General features: G+C 40.9%; 1 protein-coding gene and 1 pseudogene. Both read left to right on the top strand.

The annotated features are described in order from the left end of the window. A pseudogene (locus PF272_RS02650) lies at positions 1-1,190 on the top strand (hypothetical protein); the annotation flags it as partial. Beyond that, entirely contained in the window at positions 1,175-2,341 is a 1,167-nt protein-coding gene (locus PF272_RS02645; RefSeq protein ID WP_271141514.1) for a YadA family autotransporter adhesin, read from the top strand. The pseudogene PF272_RS02650 and the gene PF272_RS02645, both read left to right, overlap by 16 nt. Positions 2,342-2,396 lie beyond the last annotated feature (55 nt).

The following is a 2,396-nucleotide window of genomic DNA, read 5'->3' as shown; positions in this document are numbered from 1 at the left end:
CAGCCTCTGGAACCTTTACAAGCGCGAGTGGTAACATCAACGTTACGCACAAAGCTAGCGAAGGGGATAATAAATCAACCCTTGAAGTGAAATTGGCAAATGAGTTGTCAAATATCACCTCAATTGGTAGCGGTGCTAAGACAGGTGCTACATTCTCAGCAGATGAAGCACGCATTAGCTTTACTAAGAAAGCAGGTAGTATGACAGCACCAGCCATTAGCATGAACAAAGCCAAAGTGACTAATGTGGCTAACGGTACTATTGATACCACTAGCGGAGATGCTATCAATGGTAACCAACTTAATGCAGCGTTAGAGTCAATCAAAACGGCTTTAGGTGGTACTGCCCAAAATGGAAATGGCACAGTCACTGCACCAACCGATATTGGTGGTACTGGTAAGAACAATGTGAATGATGCGATTGCGGCATTAAATAATAAAGTAGGTGGTGGCTTAATCACGTTTGAAGCAGAAGGTCCTTCAAGTGGTAAGACAGTCACTAAAACATTCGGACAAACTTTATCGTTCACGACTGTTGATGACAGTACTGATACAACCTTCAAAGGTGCAAACATTGCTACAGCAATTAAAGATGGCAAGGTCAACATTGCGATCAAACAAGTGGCAAGTGCAGATGATGTGAAAGGTACTTTACCTACTGATGGTACAGGTGGCGGTTTAGTGACTGCTGAAGTGCTCAAAACCTACGTCACTGATCAGGTGGGTAACGGTAAACTTAGTTATAAAGCGAAAGGCGAAACGCCAGCTCGTTCAGTTGCATTAAGTACCGGTTTGACCTTTAATGGAGATGATAACCTTACTCCAAGTACAAAAGCAGATACAGGTGATGTTACTTACGCTTTAAATAGTGTATTGAAGAATATTACCTCTATCGGTAGTGGTAAAAATGTAGCGAATGAGACAGAAGCTCGTTTAAGCTTCCACAGTGCAACAGCTGGTACTACACCGACAGCGGCTTATATTGAAGCCAATGGTGTAGTCAATGTTAAGTTGAACGATAAGTTAACTGGTATTACTTCGATCACTGGTCCTGCAGGTACTGATGGCAACAAGACAACCATTACTTTGGGTAATAAGACAGTTGATGTAGACGGTGCTCGTATCACTAACATTGGTCACCAACAGCGGGAACTGATGCGGCGAATAAAGACTATGTGGATACAAAAGTAACCAATTTAACTAATACAGTTAATCAAGGTTTCAATATTGCTACTGAAGGAGCAAAAACTAGTGGTGTATCTTCACAACAAGTGAAACCAACAGAGACTGTAAAAGTGAAGGATGGTGTTAATACAACAGTATCTAAAGTTCAGGATGAAGGTAATGGTGTCTTTAGCTATACCATCAACGTTAACGGTATCCCAATGAGCTATATTAATAGTGATGGGGAAACTTTAGCTAAAGTTGGTGATAAATTCTTTGTTGTTACGAATACCGGTGAAATTGATCAATCTAAGACCAATACTAAGATTGCTGGTATGAAGGTTGTAACACCAGAAGATAGTAATATGACCCCAGAAGCTAAAGCGAAAGGACTTACTATTGATAATGTTGGTAACGGTAAAGTTGCTGAAAATAGTAAACAAGCCGTTAACGGTGGCCAAATTGCCAATATCTTAGGTATTAAGAGTATCGACGAAAATGGTAAAGTGACCGGTAAAGATGGTACTGATGGTATCGGCGGTACTGGTAAAGATACAGTGAATGATGCGATTACTAAGGTGTATGACATTGCTAAAGCGAAAGCAAGTAATGTAACAGTGAAAGCTGGCGATAATATTACTGTTGATGAAGACATTGATAGTGCAACTCAGGCTAAGACTTATACCGTTAGTATGAGTAAAAACATCAAGTTAGATAGCATCCAAGTTGGTGGCGTTACTATTAATAACCAAGACACTGCGCAAGATCCTAGCATCCGTGATGGCGCTAATGTCTTAAATGTTAATGGTAGTGGTAACAGTAAAGGCACTGTAATTACTGGTGTTGCAGACGGTCAATTACCAACTGACGCAGTAAATGTTCGGTTAGCTAATGCAACTAACAAAGCGATTAACAACGTGAATAAACGTGTTAATAACTTGACCAAAGAGTCTAGAGGCGGTATCGCAGGTGCGATGGCGACAGCAGGGTTACAACAAACTACTCAACCGGGACGTACAACTGTTTCAGTGGGTACTGCAACCTTCAAGGGTGAAAGCGCTGTAGCATTAGGCTTCTCTAAACTTTCTGATAACGGTAAAGTGGGAATCCGTCTCTCTGGTATGACAACCAGCAGTGGTGATACTGGCGGTTCATTCAGCGTAGGTTACACTTGGTAATTGCTAAGTAACTGAAGTTAATTAAATCTAAAAAGTGCATCTAAATCAGATGCAC

This window comes from Gallibacterium faecale (assembly GCF_027920745.1).
Classification (GTDB): Bacteria; Pseudomonadota; Gammaproteobacteria; order Enterobacterales; family Pasteurellaceae; genus Gallibacterium; species Gallibacterium faecale.
This window is presented reverse-complemented; position numbering and strand designations above follow the sequence as displayed.